Here is a 16,584-nt window from a genome sequence, read left to right as displayed (position 1 = left end):
ATGTAGCTATTAGCGCTTGATGATCATGCGCTGGGGCCGTATTTTGCTTGAGAAATCACGGTTTGCTCCACCACCCGGTCATCGCCGAGCACGATCAGCGCAAACAAAAGCTCATCCAGGCTGCGCGCCTGGCAGGTCTTGCGCTCCAGCAGAGGCGTAGCCCGAGGGTTGAGCACCACAAAGTCGGCCTCGCAGCCCGGCTGCAAATTGCCCACCACACCCGTCAGACCCAGCGCCTTGGCCGCCCCGGCCGTGTGTTGCCACCACAGCTGCTGCGGCGACAGGCTCAGACCCTGCTTGGTCTGCCCCTCACGCCCCACGTAATACGCCGCCAGCATGGTGTGGAACGGGCTGAAGCTAGTACCCCCGCCCACATCGCTGGCCAGGCCGTAGCCAAAGCCCACGCGGTCGGCGCTGGCGTAGTCAAAAAAGCCACTGCCCAGAAAGAGGTTGCTGGTGGGGCTGACCGCCGCCACCGCACCGGTGTCGCGCATCAGCGCGCGGTCGTCGTCGTCAAAGTGGATGCAGTGCGCGTACACAGCGCGTTCGCGCATCAGGCCAAAGTCGTCGTACACGCCCAGGTAGCTGCGTGCGGCGGGGAACAGCTCGCGCGCCCAGCGGATCTCGTCGCGGTTCTCGGCCACGTGGGACTGAATCCACACATCGGGGTAGCGCGCAGCCAGCTCGCCCGCGCCGCGCAGTTGTTCATGGGTGCTGGTGGGCGCAAAACGCGGGGTGATGGCATAGCCCAGGCGGTCCACGCCGTGCCAGCGCTGGATCAGCGCCTCGGTGTCGATGAGGCTTTGTTCGGTATCGTCGCGCACGCCATCGGGCGAGTGGCGGTCCTGCAGCACCTTGCCAGTGATCAGGCGCATGTGCTGGCGTTGCCCCTCGGTGAACAAGGCATCCACCGAGGCGGGGTGCGAGGTAGCAAACGCCAGCGCCGTAGTCACGCCATGGCGCAGCAGCTCGGCCACAAAGAACTCTGCCACCTGCGCGCTGTAGTCGGATGCGACAAAGCGCGATTCATGGGGAAAGGTGTAGTTCTCCAGCCAGGGCAGCAGACCATCCGCGGGCGAGCCAATCACGTCGGTCTGCGGAAAGTGGATGTGCATGTCCACAAACCCAGGGGCCAGGATGCGACCCGGCAGGTGCGTGACGGGCTCGTGGGCGTACTGGTGGGACAGCGCCTGCCAGGCGCCGGCTGCCAGCACCCGCTGGCGGCCCTGGGCATCCGGGCCAATGGCCAGCAGGCCATCTTCGTCATAGAGGGCGCGGCCATCATCGGCAAATCGCAAAAGGGCGGAACGGTAAACAGGCATGACGGCAAGCTTAGCGGCAGGGGGCGCCGTTTGTATATGCAGCACCCCATAGTGGCTATGGGGTTGGGGGAGCGCCGACAGGTGATAACGACGGGCGATATGCCTTGCAGGATCAGCGGGACACCTTGCCCACGACACCTTCCACCAGCCAGTTCATCTGCAGGATCTGTGCATCCGACAGCGCCTGGCCTGCGGGGATCCGCTCTTGCCCCTCGTTGTCGCGCACCGGCGCCTTGCCCGCACGGAAGGGCTGGAGCTTGCCCGCCCCAATGGCCTTCTGTGCGGCCAACACCTCCTGCTGCACGGCCGCCGGCACCCGGGTTCCAAAGTCGCCGACGCGGATCATGCCCTCGCGCACGCCGCCCCAGAGGTTGGCACTCTTCCAGGTACCGTTCTGCACGGCGCGCACGCGCTCGGTGTAGTAACTGCCCCACTGGTGCGTCACGGCCACGATCTGGGCGTCAGGCCCGGTCTTGCGCATGTCCGAGTGGTAGGCCACGGCCATCTTGCCGCGCTCTTGCGCGGCCGCCATCACGGCGGTGGAGCCCGTGTGAAACGCAATCACGTCCACGTCCTGGTTGAACAGCGCCATGGCCGCGTCGCGCTCCTTGGGCGGGTCGAACCATACATTGAGCCACACCACCTTCACCGTGGCCTGCGGGTTGACCGAGCGCATGCCCAATGTGAAGGCATTGATGCCCTGCAGCACCTCCGGGATGGGGAAGCCCGCCACAAAACCGGCCACGCCGGTCTTGCTCATGCGGCCGGCTGCAATACCTGCGAGGTAACGCCCCTCGTAGTAGCGCGCGTTGGCAGCGGCCACATTGGGCGTGGTCTTATAGCCGGTGATGGACTCGAACTTCACATGCGGGAAGTCCTGCGCCACCTTGAGCGTGGGCTCCATGTAGCCAAAACTGGGGGTGAAGATGATCTGGTGGCCCGTGGCCGCCAGATCACGGATCACGCGTTCGGCATCGGCGCCTTCGGCCACGTTCTCGACAAAGGTGGTCTTCACCTGGTTGCCCAGCGCGGCCTCGACGGCCTTGCGGCCTTCGTCATGCTGGCGCGTCCAGCCTGCCTCGGTGATGGGCGAGACATAGACAAAACCTGCTCTGACAGGCTCGGCCGTACTGCCCTTGGCGGGCGTGGTCTGGGAAAAAACGGGGGAGAAAAAACAGGCGGCCACGAGCGTGGCTGCGAGGTTTTTGTACATGGTGTTCCTCTACATGGCCCTGATGGAATGGAACGGCAGCACCGCAGGACGACGGTGCTGCCGAGGGGAATCAAACTGCGCTGAAACTAGGTTGGAACTGTATGGATTGAAGCCGGAGGGTAGGCCCTGCTGCAGTGCGCAGAGCCCTCCATAGGAACTCAGTTCAGCCGCAGCGCCTGCGGGCCTGCGCCCAGGCGGAAGGCACCCACCACCTCGGCCAGGCGCGACGCCTGGTCCTTCAGGCTCTCGGCGGCGGCGGTGGACTCTTCCACCAGGGCGGCATTCTGCTGGGTCATCTGGTCCAGCTGGGTCACCGCCACATTCACCTGGCCAATGCCCTGGCTCTGTTCCGAAGCGGCTGCGCTGATCTCGCCAATGATGTCGGTCACGCGGCGCACGGAGCTCACGATCTCGCCCATGGTGGTGCCGGCGTTCTGCACCAGGGCAGCACCCGACTCGACCTTCTCCACCGACACGCCGATCAGTGTCTTGATCTCCTTGGCCGCCTGGGCCGAGCGCTGGGCCAGTGAGCGCACTTCGCTGGCCACCACGGCAAAGCCACGGCCCTGCTCGCCCGCACGGGCGGCTTCCACGGCGGCGTTGAGGGCCAGGATATTGGTCTGGAACGCAATGCCGTCGATGGTGCCGATGATGTCGGCAATCTTCTTGCTGCTGGTGTTGATCTCGTCCATGGTGGTCACCACCTGCGCCACCACTTCACCGCCGCGCTGGGCCACTTGTGCGGCCGACACCGCCAGCTGGTTGGCCTGCACGGCCGAATCGGCGCTCTGGCGCACGGTGCTGGTCAGCTCTTCCATCGAGCTGGCGGTCTCCTGCAGGCTGCTGGCCGTTTGCTCGGTGCGTGCGCTCAGGTCCTGGTTGCCGATGGCGATCTGGGTGCTGGCGGTGGAGATGCTGTCCACCACACCCCGCACTTGCTGCAGCGAACGGTGCAGAGCGCTGCGCATGGCATCCAGGGCGCGCAGCAGGTGGCCGGTTTCGTCATTGGCGTAGCTGGCCTGGGGGGCACCCGTCAGGTCCATGTTGGCGATGGTCTCTGCAATGGACTCGGCCTTGCGCAGCGGGCGCGTGATGCTGGTGGTCAGCAGCCAGGCCAGCAAGGCGCCCAGCAGCAGCGACACCCCGGTGCAGATCTGCAGCAGCAGCGTGGTCTGGGCACGCAGCTCTTCGCTGCGCTTGCCGGCAGCATCGAGCTCGGCACGTTGGCCATCCACCATCTGCTGCACACCCGCCAGGTAGCTGCGGGAGGTGGGCTCAAACCGCTCGGTGAAAACCTTGTTGGCGTTCTCGGCATCGCCCGCCTGTTTGAACTTGCTCACTTCCTCGCGGGCCGCCAGGTAGTCTTTGCGCAGGTCACCCACCTTGGCAAAATGCTGCTTCTTCTCCGGCGTGTCCATCTTGGATTCGATGAATTTCTGCAGCTCGTTGGTATCGCGGATCGACGCGGCCGTGGCGGGCGCAAAGTAGGGGATCAGGCTGGCATCACTGCTCTTGGCAATGGCTGCCGCGCGCTGCACGCCCGATGTGGTGTGGCGCAGCCAGTCCGAGCCAGCGCGCTCGGTCTTGATGTTGTCGTTGACCATGGCGTCGATCTCTTTGCCCAACTGGCTGAGCTTGACCACGGCCACCACGCTGCTGGCAAAAAACAGCGCCAGGATGAGGCCGAGCACCAGGGTCAGGCGCTTGCCAATGGAGATTTGACTGAGAAACATGGAAGGCTCCAAAAAAGGGGGCAACACGGCACCCGTGCACTCCGCAAGGGAGCGCTGGGTAAGGGCCATGGTGGTGGATCACCCCGTGGGCCTGGGCCGGACGCAATTCGAACGAATACTTACTATTTTAAGGGTTTACCCACGCCTCCGCCCTGCCGCGCGGGTGACAGCGCACCAACCCATCGATTCGCACTGGCAATCCGCGCTATGCCCGCCGCACAAAGCTCAGTAGTCGTGCTCCACGCACCGCTCAAAGGTTTCCTTGAGCTTGTGCTCCCACACACGCTTGTCGGCATTGCTGGCAAAACTCGCCTCAAAGCTGTTGAACGCCAATTGGTAGGCGTGTTTCGCCGTGAGGCCCGTGGCGGCAAACACCTGGGTGAAGTTCTCGTTCATGTAGCCGCCAAAGTAAGCGGGATCATCCGAGTTGACCGTGGCGGCCAGCCCGGCGTCGAGCAACTTGCCCAGGTTGTGGTCCGCCAGGTTGGGAAACACGCACAGCTTCTGGTTGGACAGGGGGCACACCGTTAGCGCAATGCGGTCCTGCGCCAGGCGCTGCATCAGTGCCGCGTCGTGCACCGCCTGCACCCCGTGGTCGATGCGCTCGACCTTGAGCACATCGAGCGCACTCCAGATGTAGGCAGGGGGGCCCTCCTCGCCCGCATGGGCCACCAGGTGCAGGCCCAGTTCGCGGCAGCGGGCGAACACGCGGGCAAACTTTTCGGGCGGGTGGCCCAGTTCGCTGGAATCCAGCCCTACGCCAACGATCTTGTCGAGCAGGGGCATCGCCTGCTCCAGGGTCTCGAAGGCGGACTCCTCACTGAGGTGCCGCAGGAAACACAGGATGAGCGTGGCACTGATGCCCAGCTCCCTGCGTGCATCTTCACAGGCCCGGTACAGGCCGTTGATGACCGTCTCCATGGCAACGCCGCGTGCGGTGTGGGTTTGCGGGTCGAAGAAGATTTCGGCGTGCAGCACGTTGTCGCGCGCTGCTCGCCCCAGGTAGGCGCGCGCCATGTCATAAAAGTCCTGCTCGTGCAGCAGCACGCTGGCACCCGCGTAGTAGATGTCCAGAAAACTTTGCAGATTGGTGAACGCATAGGCGCTGCGCAGTCCCTCCACACTGGCATAGGGCAAGGTCAATTCGTTGCGCTGCGCCAGTGCAAAGATCAGCTCAGGCTCCAGGGAGCCCTCGATATGGATATGCAGCTCGGCCTTGGGCATGGCGCGCAGCAGCGTGGGCAGGCGCTCGGCGGAAATGGGGGGCACTTTAAACATCAGCAGACTCCAAAGGTGATGCCGCTCTGGCGCAAAAAGCGGCGGTAGGCAGATGATGCCTTGTCGGCGGCGGTATGCAACTCCGCCCGCAGGTCCAGCGGCAGACACTGTGGCGTCTGCGACTCCAGCACGGGCTGGTCTTGCGTGAAGATGGTGTGCTGAAAGGCCTGCAGCTTCTCATCGGGCGAATCGAAATCTGCCACGGCCAGGCGAAACCACACGCGGCTGCGCACCGGGGTGATCGGGCAGATGAACAGCGCAATGGACTCCCGCCAGCCATCCACGGCCGTGGTGCCCGCCTCGGGCACCTTGGTCAGCACGGCCGCGTAGGGTGCCGTGACTTCGTAGGTGTACTCCACCTGGGCCGGGGCGGTGGAGTGCAGGTTGGACTGGGGTTGCCAGGCCTTGCAGCCGGTGGCCAGCAAGCCAGTGGTTGTGGCCTCAACGCGGTAGTCATCAATGGCAGGGACGTCGCGGCTGCCCAGCCAGCCTTCGTGCACAAAACCAAAGTGCGACATATCGAGAAAATTCTCGATGATGCGCGGCGCACTGGTGGCCACGTCGTAAGGGCCGCAGTTGAGCTTGCGCAAGCGCAAGTCCACTTCGGCGGCGAATGGGGGCAGCGCTGCACTGCCCGGCGCAATGCGCACCCACACCAGGCCATGGGCCTCGCAGGCCTCATGGTGCCGGGCGCAGTGCGTGGTGGGCGGCACAAACGCAGGCAGTGCGGGCACATGCGTGCACTGGCCCGAGCCCTCGAACTGCCAACCGTGGTACGGGCACTCCAGCCGCCCCTGCACCGTCACCCGGCCCAGCGACAAGCGCGCACCCCGGTGCGGACACCGATCGGCCAAGGCCTGCACCCCACCCAGGCCATCACGCCACAGCACCAGCGGCTGGTCCAGCAACTGCACGGCCAGTGGGGTGTTCGCCACATCACCCGCCAGTGCCACGGGGTGCCACAACGTCGATTCGACCATCGTCCCTGCTCCAAAAAAAGCACTCAACAATGAAAAAGGGCCACCCAGGAAGGTAGCCCTTTTGAACTGGCAGCCCCAAGAGGCTGCCTGATGACGGGTCAGAAGTGCTTACTTCTTCTCGCCGCCGGGGATCTTGCCTTCCACGCCCTTGACGTAGAAGTTCACACCGCCCAGAAACTTGTCATCAGCCACCGTGTCTTTGGCCAGCACTTCCTTGCCGTCCTGACCCACGATCGGGCCCTTCCAGATCTGGAACGACCCGTCGGCCAGGCCCTTCTTCACGGCTTCGACCTTGGCCTTGGTGTCGGCAGGCACGTCTTCGGCAATGGAGACGATGTCGATGGCGCCTTCCTTCACGCCCCACCAGCTCTGGCCCGTGGCCCACTGGCCTTCCAGCGCGTCCTTGGTGGCCTTGATGTAGTACGGGCCCCAGTTGATGACGGCCGAAGCCAGGTGGGCCTTGGGACCGTAGGCGGTCATGTCGCTGTCCCAACCGAAGGCACGCTTGCCCTTCTCTTGTGCGGTCTTGAGCACAGCAGGCGAATCGGTGTTCTGGAACAACACGTCCGCGCCACCGTTGATCAGGCTGGTGGCGGCTTCGGTTTCCTTGGGTGGGCTGAACCATTCGTTCACCCAGACCACCTTGGTCTTGATCTTGGGGTTGACCGACTGCGCACCCAGCGTGAAGCTGTTGATGTTGCGGATCACTTCAGGAATCGGCACCGAGCCCACCACGCCCAGAGTGTTGGACTTGGTCATGGCACCGGCAATGATGCCCGCCATGTACGCGCCTTCGTAGGTGCGGCTGTCATAGGTGCGCATGTTTTCCGCCGTCTTGTAGCCGGTGGCATGCTCGAACTTCACGCCCTTGTTGTCTTCCGCGACCTTAAGCATGGACTCCATGTAGCCGAAGGTGGTGCCGAAGATCAGCTTGTTGCCCTGGCCGGCCAGGTCGCGCAGCACGCGCTCGGCGTCGGCGGACTCGGGCACGCTTTCCACAAAGCTCGTCACGACCTTGTCGCCGAATTCCTTCTCGATGGCCTTGCGGCCGTTGTCGTGGGCGAACGACCAGCCACCATCGCCCACCGGGCCGACGTAGGCAAACGCGATCTTCAGAGGCTCGGGCTTGGGCGCCGGTGCTTCTGCCACGGGAGCCGGTGCGGGCGCGGGGGCCGGTGCCGGTTCTTCCTTCTTGCCACAGCCCACGAGGGCGGCAGCGGCCACGGCGGAGAGCGCTGCCACCTTGAGCATGGAGCGTTTCTGCAGATCAGTCATGTCGGTTTCCTTATTGAAGAAGTAAGACTTGCAAAGGTTGAGGGACGAAAACACTAATTATGGGGCGATCTACCACCGGGTAACCAGCAATTCTTGGGACCAGCGCTTGTTCACGAACCCGGATAAAACGGCTTGCCGAGCGATGCCGGCATGTTGATGCGGATCCACGCCGGATTGCGCGAGATCAGCGCCAGCACCACGATGGTCGCCACATAGGGCAGCATGCTCAGCAACTGGCTGGCCACTTGCACGCCCGTGGCCTGCAAATGGAACTGCAGCATGGTCACGCCGCCAAACAGGTAAGCACCAAGCAACACCCGTGCCGGGCGCCACGTGGCAAAGGTGGTCAGCGCCAGCGCGATCCAGCCGCGCCCGGCCACCATACCCTCCACCCACAGCGGGGTGTAAACGGTAGAGATGTACGCCCCGGCCAGCCCGCACAGCGAGCCACCGGCCACCACGGCGGCCAAGCGAATACGGCGGACGGGGTAGCCCAGTGCATGGGCCGACTCGGGCGACTCGCCCACCGAGCGCAGCACCAGCCCGGCGCGCGTGCGGTACAGGAACCAGATCAGCCCCGCCACCAGCAGCATGGTGAGATACACCAGCGGGTGCTGCCGGAACAGCGCAGGGCCGAGCAGCGGCACATCGCCCAGCACCGGGATCACGTATTTGGGCAGCTCTGGCAGCTTGGCCTGGACGTAGCTGATGCCCGCAAAGGCCGAAAAACCCACGCCGAACAGGCTGAGCGCCAGCCCCGTGGCGTACTGGTTGGTGTTGAGCCAGATCACCAGCACACCAAAGATGGCCGCCAGCAGCGCGCCAGCGGCCATGCCCGCCGCAAACCCCAGCCAGGTGTTGCCCGTGTGCACCACGGTGGCAAACCCTGCAATGGCGGCGCAGAGCATCATGCCCTCGGCGCCCAGGTTGACGATGCCAGCTTTTTCATTGATCAAGAGGCCCAGGGCCGCGATGGCCAGAACGGTGCCCGCGCTCAGCGTGGCGCCGATCAGGAGTGCATAGGATTCCATTACTTGCCTCCCTTCGCGGCCACCCAGCGGATGCGGTAGGCGATCAAGGTGTCACAGGCCAGCAGCGTAAACAGCAGCAGGCCCTGGAACACGCCCGTGAGCGACTTGGGCAGGCCCATGCGCGACTGCGCCAGCTCGCCGCCGATGTAGAACATGCTCATGAGGATGGCCGACAAAATCATGCCCACCGGGTGCAGCCGCCCCACAAAGGCCACGATGATGGCGGCAAAGCCGTAGCCTGCGGGCACATACGGCGTGAGCTGGCCAATGGGCCCGGCCACCTCCAGCGCGCCCGCCAGGCCCGCCGCACCGCCTGAGATCAGCAGCGCCGTCCACAGTGCCTTGCGCGACGAGAAGCCCGCATAACGCGCCGCTGCAGGGGCCAGCCCGCCCACCTGCTGGGCAAAACCGGCCCGGGTGCGGAACAGAAACACCCACAACGCCGCGGCCCCCGCCAGCGCCAGCAGCAACCCGATGGACACGCGCGAGCCCTGCATCAGGCGCGGGATCTGCGTGACTTTCTCGAACGTCTTGGTCTGCGGAAAGTTGTAGCCCATCGGGTCCTTCCACGGACCATAGACCAGATAGCCCAGCACCAGCGTGGCCACATAGACCAGCATCAGGCTCACCAGGATTTCATTGGCGTTGAACTTGTCGCGCAGCAGGGCCGTGAGCCCCGCCCAGGCCATGCCACCCAGCACCCCGGCGAGCAGGATGGCGGGCACGATCCACGGCCCGGTGGTCTTGTCGGCCAGCAGCGCCACGCCGCCCGCCACCACGGCACCGATCACGAACTGGCCCTCGGCACCGATGTTCCACACGTTGGAGCGGAAACACACGGCCAGCCCCAGCGCAATCAATAACAGCGGCGTGGCCTTGACCATGAGTTCACCCACGGCATAAGGCGTCTTGATCGGCTCCCAGAAGAAGACCTGCAACCCGCGCACCGGGTCTTTGCCCAGCGCCACGAACAAGGCCACACCAATCAACACCGTGACGGCCAGCGCCAGCAGCGGCGAGCCATAGGTCCACCAGCCAGAAGCCTGGGGGCGCGGTTCCAGCTTAAGCATGCTGCACCTCCGCTGCCTTGGCCTGTTGTGCGAGGTGCGCTTGGACATCGGCATGCCACAGCCCGCTCATCCATTCGCCAATGCGCTCTACCGTGGCCTCGGCGCGCGGCACGGAAGGCGACAAATGCCCCTTGGCCACCACGTGCAGCCGGTCACAGATCTCAAACAATTCGTCCAGCTCCTCACTCACCACCAGCACGGCGCAGCCCGCATCACGCAGCGCCAGGATGGAGCCGCGAATCTGCGCCGCAGCCCCCACGTCCACACCCCAGGTGGGTTGCGAGACGATGAGCAGCTTCGGGTTGGCATCGATCTCGCGCCCCACGATGAACTTCTGCAGGTTGCCGCCCGACAGCGACTTGGCCGCCGCGTTGGGGCCACCCGCCTTCACATTGAATCGCCGGATGATGTCCTCGGCATGCTTTTGCAGCGCGCCCACCTTGATCCAGCCACTGCCGCTGACCGCATTGGTGCGCGTGAGCAGCAGGTTGTGCGCCAGCCCCATGGTGGGCACGGCGCCCCGGCCCAAACGCTCTTCGGGCACAAAGTGCAGGCCCAGCGCACGGCGCTGGCCGGGGCCCATGCGGCCTGCGTTCTGGCCCGAGACCTGGATGCTCGCAGGCTCGGCCCGTTGGTCTTCACCCGACAGCGCATACAGCAGCTCTTTTTGCCCATTGCCGGACACGCCGGCAATGCCCACCACTTCGCCCGCCTTGACCTCGAACTGCAGGTCGATCAAGTCCACGCCGAACTGGTCGGCACGCGGCAGCGACAGGCCCTTGACGCGCAGCACCGTGGCGCCGGTCTGCACCGCGCGGTGCTCCAGCGCGGGCGGCTCGGCGCCAATCATCAGGCGCGACAGGGAGGCATTGGATTCCTCCGCCGGGTTGCACACGCCCGTCACCTTGCCGCCGCGCAGCACGGTGCAGGCGGTGCACAGCGCGCGAATTTCGTGCAGCTTGTGGCTGATGTAGAGGATGCTGCAGCCTTCCGAAGCCAGCTTGCGCAGCACCACAAAAAGCTTTTCGACCGCCTGGGGCGTGAGCACCGAGGTGGGCTCGTCCAGGATCAGCACCTTGGGGTTGGTGAGCAGCGCACGGATGATCTCCACCCGCTGCATCTCGCCCACGCTCAGGGTGTGCACGGGGCGCAGGGGGTCGATGTCAAGGCCGTATTCGGTGGCCTTGGCGGTGATGCGGCCGGTCACTTCGGCCAGCGTCAGGCTCTTGTCCAGGCCCAACCACACGTTCTCGGCCACCGTGAGGGTGTCGAACAGGCTGAAATGCTGGAACACCATGGCGATGCCCAGGGCCCGCGCTTCTTGCGGGTTGCGCACCTGCACGGCCTGGCCGTTGAAGAACACGCTGCCTTCATCGGGCTTGACCGAGCCGTAGATGATTTTCATCAGCGTGGACTTGCCCGCGCCGTTTTCGCCCAGCACGGCGTGGATTTCACCCGGCAGCACCGTGAGCGACACGCCGCTGTTGGCCACCACGGCCGGGTAGCGCTTGGTGATGCCCACCAGCTGCAGCCGTGGCGGCGCCGCACCAGGCGCTGAAGGATTGGGGGGAGAACTCATGCGGGGATTGTCTCTCAGTTTTACAACTTGTTATAAGAATGAAAATACCTCATGGCGCTTGTTCAGCATACTCAAGCAGCTATTCTTTTCGTAGCGAAGCAGCCACGGTTTTCACACAGTCACGCAGCCAGGCGGCCGCCGCCGAGTGGTGCGTGCGGGCGTGCCACAGCTGGTAGTACATGAGCCGAGGAAACGGCACCGGGCACGGCAATATGGCCAGCGGAAGTTGCTCCACATACCGCTCGCAGTACTGGCGGCCGGTGGTCAGCACAAGCAAGCTCGATGCCACGATGCTGGGGATGAGGCTGAAATGTGCGCAGCGCGCCGTGATGTGGCGCTGCATGCCCAAGCTGTCCAGGTGGGCGTCGATCACGCCGCGCGCGCCGGGGTGGGTGGGCGTGGGCGCGATGTGTTCGGCGGCCAGCCAGCTTTCCACGTCCCAGCCGCGCCGCACGGCGGGGTGGTCTTTGCCGACCAGGCAGACCACTTCGTCACCAAACAGGCGGCCCATGTGCAGGTCGTCCGGCGGCTGGGGCCAGTTGCCGATCACCACGTCCACCTCGCCCTGCGCCAGGTGCGCGTGATAGTGCGTGTCGGCCGACAGGGGCAGGATTTCGATGGGGCACAAGGGCGCTTCGACCTTGATGCGGGCCACGAGCTGGGGCAGGAACAGCGGGTCGAGGTAGTCGCTGGCGGCGACGCGGAAGGTGCGGGTGGCAGTGCGCGGATCAAATCCCCGCGCATCCGAAAACAAGGCTTCTGCGGAACGCAGGATGGCCCCTGCAGGCTCCACCATGCGCAGCGCAGCATCGGTGGGCATCATGCTGGCACCCGAGCGCACGAGCAGCGGGTCGCCCGCCAGGTCGCGCAGCCGCTTGAGCGCAGCCGACACCGCCGGCTGGTGCATGCCCAGGCGGACGGCGGCCCTCGATACGCTGCGTTCTGTGAGCACGGTGTGCAAGACCCTTATGAGATGGAGGTCTATCTTGTCGAAAAGGGCGTGGTCTCTCATAGCGGTGTGGGCATGGGTGCCATAAGCTTGCGCATATGCCGGTAACGGTACTGCGTTCTACCCTCTGCTGAACCTTTCCATCCAAGATCGAAGTGGCGTTTGTCATGACAACAAGACCCTTGCAATTCCTGCGCCGAGGCCAGCCCGTGGCGCTGGGCAATGTACCACCCGACCGCACCTTGCTGGAGGTGCTGCGCGAAGACCTGGGCTGCACCGGCACCAAGGAAGGCTGCGGCGAAGGCGACTGCGGCGCCTGCACCGTGGTGCTGGGAGAGGCGCGGGACGGCAAGCTGCACTACAGCGCGGTGAACAGCTGCATCCGCCTGGCGCATTCGGTGGATGGCATGGCGCTGTGGACGGTGGAGGACCTGGCGGAAGACCCACTGATCCAGCCAGTGGGCGATGCCGCAACGGCTCCTGGTCAAACCATCACGCTCCATCCAGCACAAGAAGCCATGGTGCAGTGCCACGGCTCGCAATGCGGCTTTTGTACCCCCGGCTTCGTGATGAGCCTCTTTGGCATGTACCAAAACCATGTGTGCCATGGCCAACCCATCACCCGCGAGCTGGCGCAGGAAGAACTCTCGGGCAACCTGTGCCGCTGCACCGGCTACCGCCCCATCCTGGACGCCGCACAGCAGATGGCCGCCCTGCCAGCGATGGCGGTGAACGAGCCGCTTTTGCTACAAAAATTAGAGCTGCTCGCGCTTGACCATCAAGCGCCAGATGCCAATTCTTCTTATATTTCACCCACCACGCTGCCCGACCTGCTGGCCGCACGCGCCGCGCACCCTGCGGCGCAGGTCGTGGCAGGCTGCACCGATGTGGGCCTGTGGGTGACCAAGCAGCACAAACAGTACGCGCAGATTCTGGATGTGACTCGCGCGGCAGAGCTGCGGCAGATCCAGCAGGACGCACACCACATCACCATCGGCGCCGCCGTCACGCTGACCGACGCCTTTGCGGCACTGACCGCGCAGTGGCCACAGCTGCACAGCTTTGCCACGCGCTTTGCGGGCCTGCCCGTGCGCAACTCGGGCACGCTGGGGGGCAACGTGGCCAACGGCTCGCCCATTGGCGACTCGATGCCGCTTTTGATCGCACTGCGCGCCCAGGTGGTGCTGGCCAGCGTGCGCGGCGAACGCGCCATGGCGCTGGAAGACCTGTACACCGGCTACCGGCAGAACGTGATGGCGCCCGACGAACTGCTGGCACGCATCGTGGTGCCCAGGCCGGGTGTCACGGAAGTGCTTCGGGCCTATAAGATTTCCAAGCGCTTCGACGACGATATTTCTGCCGTCTGCCTTGTCATCAACCTCGATATCGAAGCCGACGTGGTGCGCCGCGCCAGCATCGGCGCGGGCGGTGTGGCTGCCACACCAGCCCGCGCGCGCCAGACCGAAGCCGCGCTGACCGGCCAGCCCTGGAATGCCGACACCATCGCCCGCGCTGCGCAAGCGCTGCAAGGCGAGTTCAACCCCATCTCTGACATGCGCGCCAGCGGCACCTACCGCCGCACGGTGCTGGCCAGCCTGCTGCAGCGCTTCTGGCTGGAGAGCCAGGGCGAAGAGGCCGTGAGCGTGGAGAACTTCCGACTGGAGGCTGCGATATGAACCAGCGCGAATCTCTCCCCACGGACCTCCCGGTGAGCCGCGACGCCGTGGACGACCCGGTGGCTGCCACCGCCGACGCCCACGCCGCCGAGCCCCAAGCCCCGCAGCAGACCAGCGCACCCGCCAGTCCCCGCGCCATGGGCCAGTCGCACATCCATGAAAGCGCGCGCGCCCAGGTGGCCGGTGCCGCCCACTACATCGACGACCTGCCGGAGGTGAAGGGCACGTTGTACGCTGCGCCCATCCTCTCCACCGTGGCCCACGGCACGTTGAACAGCGTGGATGCCAGCGCCGCCCTGGCCCTGCCCGGCGTGCGCGGCGTGGTGCTGTCGTCCGACGTGCCAGGCGACAAGTTGCTGGCCGCCTTTGCGCACGACGAGCCCGTTTTTGCAGTCGACACCGTGCAGCACATCGGCCAGGTCATCGGCCTGGTGGTGGCCGACTCGGTCATGCAGGCGCGTCGCGCGGTGCGTGCCGTAAAGCTCGACATCACCCCCCTGCCCGCCGTGCTGAACGTGCACGACGCGCTCCAGGCCCAGAGCTACGTGCTGCCCCCCGTGTTCGTGCGCCGGGGTGACGCCGCCACGGGCCTTGCCCAATCGGCGCACCGCCTGCAAGGCGCGTTCGAGGTGGGCGGGCAAGAGCACTTCTATCTGGAAGGCCAGATCGCCTACGCGCTGCCGCTGGAGCAAAAGCAGTGGTGGATCTACTCCAGCACCCAGCACCCCGGCGAGGTGCAGCACTGGGTGGCGCACGCGCTGGGCATCGACAACCACGCGGTCAAGGTGGAATGCCGCCGCATGGGCGGCGGCTTTGGCGGCAAGGAGACCCAGGCCGGTCACCTGGCCGTGTGGGCCGCCGTGGCTGCCAATAAGTTCGGCCGCGCCGTCAAGCTGCGGCTGGACCGCGATGAAGACTTCATGGTCACCGGCAAGCGCCACCCGTTTGCGTACGAGTACGACGTGGGCTTTGACGACACCGGCCGCATCACGGGCCTGAAGCTTCAGATGGCCGCCAACTGCGGTTTCAGCGCCGACCTGTCCGGCCCGGTGGCCGACCGGGCCGTGTTCCATGCCGACAACGCGTACTACCTGAGCGATGTGGAAATCGCCTCCTACCGCTGCAAGACGAATACGCAGAGCCACACGGCGTTTCGCGGCTTCGGCGGACCGCAGGGCGTGATCGTGATCGAGGCCATCCTGGGCGACATCGCCCGCGCGCTGGGTCGCGATGCGCAGGACGTGCGCATGGTCAACCTGTACGGCAAGGATGCAGCCGACGGCCGCAACGTCACGCACTACCAGATGAAGGTGGAGGACAACATCCTCCACGCGCTGATGCCCAAGCTGGAGCGCGATGCCAACTACCGCCAGCGCCAGGCCGCCATCGCCGCGTGGAACGCCACAAGCCCCGTGCTCAAGCGCGGCATCGCCATCACGCCCGTCAAGTTCGGCATCAGCTTTACCGCCACGCTGTTCAACCAGGCGGGCGCGCTGGTGCATGTGTACACCGACGGCAGCGTGCAGGTGAACCACGGCGGCACCGAAATGGGCCAGGGCCTGCACACCAAGGTGGCGCAGATCGTGGCCGACGAGCTGGGTGTGCCGCTGCACCGCGTGCTGGTCACGGCCAGCGACACCAGCAAGGTGCCCAACGCCAGCGCCACGGCCGCCAGCAGCGGCACCGACCTGAACGGCCGCGCGGCGCAGTTCGCAGCCCGCAATGTGCGGGACAACCTGGCCTCGTTCGTGTGCGGGCTCGATGGCTGCGGTGCGGGTGCCATTCGCTTCGAGGGCGGCCAGGTGATCTCGCCCAAGAAGGTGCGCCCGTTCGACGATGTGGTGAAGGAGGCGTACGCCAACCGCATCCAGCTGTGGAGCGATGGCTTTTACCGCACGCCAAAGATCCACTACGACAAGGCCACGCTCACGGGCCGGCCGTTCTACTACTTCAGCTACGGCGCTGCCTGCTCCGAGGTGGTCATCGACACGCTGACCGGCGAAAGCCGCGTGGCGCGCGTGGACATCCTGCACGACGTGGGCCACAGCATCAACCCGGCCATCGACATCGGGCAGATAGAAGGTGGTTTTGTGCAGGGCATGGGCTGGCTGACCACGGAGCAGTTGGTGTGGAACGACAAAGGGTATCTGGCCACGCACGCGCCGAGCACCTACAAGATCCCGGCGACAGGGGACATCCCCCAACACTTCAAGGTGGAACTGTGGCCCGAGGCCAACCGGGAAGACAACGTGGGAGGCAGCAAGGCGGTGGGCGAGCCGCCGTTCATGCTGGCGATCAGTGTGTACGAGGCGCTGCGCAATGCGGTGGCTGCGGGACGTGAGGGGCGGGACGCTACAGAGCCCGTGGTGTTGATGGCACCGGCGACTGCGGAGAATGTGTTGCGCGCCTTGGGTAAATTGGGCGCGTGAAGGGCCTGCCTCCCGACCGTTTCACCGCACGATCCGTTCGGGCTGAGCT

The 16,584-nt window shown here is 65.3% G+C and carries 12 protein-coding genes; 2 read left to right on the top strand and 10 right to left on the bottom strand.

Translation table 11 applies throughout. The features are described 5' to 3' along the window. Nucleotides 1-23: 23 nt before the first annotated feature. The 10 genes from guaD to ACT89O_RS06680 all read right to left on the bottom strand — a co-directional run bounded on the left by guaD (nucleotide 24) and on the right by ACT89O_RS06680 (nucleotide 12,493). Nucleotides 24-1,322 (bottom strand): guanine deaminase, encoded by a 1,299-nt coding sequence (gene guaD, locus ACT89O_RS06725; RefSeq protein WP_487262161.1) that lies wholly within the window; start codon nucleotides 1,320-1,322, stop codon nucleotides 24-26. Between the two features lie 112 nt (nucleotides 1,323-1,434). After that, nucleotides 1,435-2,535, bottom strand: coding sequence for a BMP family ABC transporter substrate-binding protein (locus ACT89O_RS06720; protein WP_487262160.1), 1,101 nt, complete (start codon nucleotides 2,533-2,535; stop codon nucleotides 1,435-1,437). Nucleotides 2,536-2,693: 158 nt separating this feature from the next. Then, a complete protein-coding gene (locus tag ACT89O_RS06715) occupies nucleotides 2,694-4,268 on the bottom strand; it encodes a methyl-accepting chemotaxis protein (RefSeq protein ID WP_436130486.1) in 1,575 nt (524 codons plus the stop codon). Between the two features lie 225 nt (nucleotides 4,269-4,493). After that, a complete protein-coding gene (locus ACT89O_RS06710) occupies nucleotides 4,494-5,546 on the bottom strand; it encodes an adenosine deaminase (RefSeq protein ID WP_487262159.1) in 1,053 nt (350 codons plus the stop codon). Continuing rightward, nucleotides 5,546-6,526 (bottom strand): aromatic ring-hydroxylating dioxygenase subunit alpha, encoded by a 981-nt coding sequence (locus ACT89O_RS06705; protein WP_487262158.1) that lies wholly within the window; start codon nucleotides 6,524-6,526, stop codon nucleotides 5,546-5,548. Before ACT89O_RS06705 ends, ACT89O_RS06710 begins: the two co-directional genes overlap by 1 nt. A gap of 108 nt (nucleotides 6,527-6,634) precedes the next feature. Continuing rightward, entirely contained in the window at nucleotides 6,635-7,801 is a 1,167-nt protein-coding gene (locus ACT89O_RS06700) for a BMP family ABC transporter substrate-binding protein (RefSeq protein WP_055401936.1), read from the bottom strand. A gap of 110 nt (nucleotides 7,802-7,911) precedes the next feature. Then, on the bottom strand, nucleotides 7,912-8,832 hold the full coding sequence (locus ACT89O_RS06695; RefSeq protein WP_121507275.1) for an ABC transporter permease: 921 nt from the start codon (nucleotides 8,830-8,832) through the stop codon (nucleotides 7,912-7,914). Continuing rightward, nucleotides 8,832-9,902 (bottom strand): ABC transporter permease, encoded by a 1,071-nt coding sequence (locus ACT89O_RS06690; protein WP_487262157.1) that lies wholly within the window; start codon nucleotides 9,900-9,902, stop codon nucleotides 8,832-8,834. Before ACT89O_RS06690 ends, ACT89O_RS06695 begins: the two co-directional genes overlap by 1 nt. Next, complete coding sequence (locus tag ACT89O_RS06685) at nucleotides 9,895-11,481, bottom strand: ABC transporter ATP-binding protein (RefSeq protein WP_487262156.1); 1,587 nt, start codon at nucleotides 11,479-11,481, stop codon at nucleotides 9,895-9,897. The genes ACT89O_RS06690 and ACT89O_RS06685 overlap by 8 nt, the downstream gene beginning before the upstream one ends. A gap of 79 nt (nucleotides 11,482-11,560) precedes the next feature. After that, nucleotides 11,561-12,493, bottom strand: coding sequence for a LysR family transcriptional regulator (locus ACT89O_RS06680; RefSeq protein ID WP_082437633.1), 933 nt, complete (start codon nucleotides 12,491-12,493; stop codon nucleotides 11,561-11,563). 104 nt (nucleotides 12,494-12,597) lie between these two features. On the opposite strand from ACT89O_RS06680, the gene xdhA reads away from it, so the two are divergent. Together xdhA and xdhB are read left to right on the top strand one after the other, a co-directional pair. Then, nucleotides 12,598-14,106 carry a xanthine dehydrogenase small subunit gene (gene xdhA / locus ACT89O_RS06675; RefSeq protein WP_487262155.1) on the top strand — a complete coding sequence of 503 codons (1,509 nt, stop codon included), beginning with the start codon at nucleotides 12,598-12,600 and terminating at the stop codon, nucleotides 14,104-14,106. Further along, complete coding sequence (xdhB, locus tag ACT89O_RS06670; RefSeq protein WP_487262154.1) at nucleotides 14,103-16,535, top strand: xanthine dehydrogenase molybdopterin binding subunit; 2,433 nt, start codon at nucleotides 14,103-14,105, stop codon at nucleotides 16,533-16,535. Before xdhA ends, xdhB begins: the two co-directional genes overlap by 4 nt. Nucleotides 16,536-16,584 lie beyond the last annotated feature (49 nt).

The organism is Acidovorax sp. NN32 (assembly GCF_057597245.1).
The sequence above is the reverse complement of the archived record's forward strand: the minus strand, read 5'-3'. Positions and strand labels throughout refer to the sequence as shown.